Source organism: Streptomyces jumonjinensis (assembly GCF_009600885.1).
GTDB lineage: Bacteria > Actinomycetota > Actinomycetes > Streptomycetales > Streptomycetaceae > Streptomyces > Streptomyces jumonjinensis.
Genome location: NZ_VCLA01000193.1, coordinates 1 through 884, shown reverse-complemented (window position 1 = coordinate 884; position 884 = coordinate 1). Strand labels below are relative to the sequence as shown.

At 73.3% G+C, this 884-nt stretch carries 1 pseudogene; it reads right to left on the bottom strand.

The features are described 5' to 3' along the window. Positions 1 to 712, bottom strand: a pseudogene (locus tag FF041_RS38310) (arginine--tRNA ligase); the annotation flags it as partial. Positions 713 to 884: the final 172 nt, after the last annotated feature.

Below are 884 nucleotides of genomic sequence, written 5' to 3'. Positions count from 1 at the left end.
CTGCCGCGTGCGGCGCCGACAACGCCTTCGCGGGGAAGGCCGAAGCCGACGCTGCCGAACATCTGCGCTCGAAGACGTGGCCGCCCTGCCTCAGGCGGACGACAGCGGCGTCCAGATCCCCCTGGTCGTGCAAGTCCTTCTCGTTGAAGTAGACGTCGAAGCGGGTGCCGAACGCGGCGAGCGACGACTTGATCTCCTCGAACATCGGGGCCGTGCCCTCCGTCCGGAATGCGGCGAGGGCCTCGGTCTCCGGCAGCTCCAGGGCTCCGGGCCGCCGACGCAGCACCGCGGCGGCGATCTCCTCGATATATGCACCGATGTAGCCGTCCTCGGGCGCCTGCGAGCCCTGCGCCACGGCGAGCAGCGAGCGGGCGAACCGGTCGATCTGCACGCCGGCGCCGTTGAAGCAGTACTCCCGCGACACGTCCGCACCCGCTGCCTCCAGCAGCCGGGCGAGCACGTCGCCCGCGACCGCCCACCGGGCCCCGCCGATGTGCACCGGCCCGGTGGGGTTCGCCGAGACGAACTCCACATTGAGCCGAAGGCCGCCGAGCCGGTCCGTACGGCCATACGCATGGCCGACCAGGACGATGTCGCGCGCCAGGGCGTCGATCGCCGCGCTCTCCAGCGTAATGTCCAGGAATCCAGGGCCCGCGACCTCGGCCTTCGCGGCTCCGGCGGTGCCCACCAGCGGGGCCAGCACCTCGGCCACGGCTCGGGCGGGCAGGCCCGCGGATCCGCCGATTCGGGTGGCCGCGGCAGGTTGCGCGACGTGGCGCTGCTGGAGCCCCGCCTTCTGCCGACCCCGAGGGACCTGGCCCCGGCCGGGCCGCTACAGCGCTAGCGCTCCAGGCGTCTGTTGCAGCGGGGGCGGGGCCCGGGTC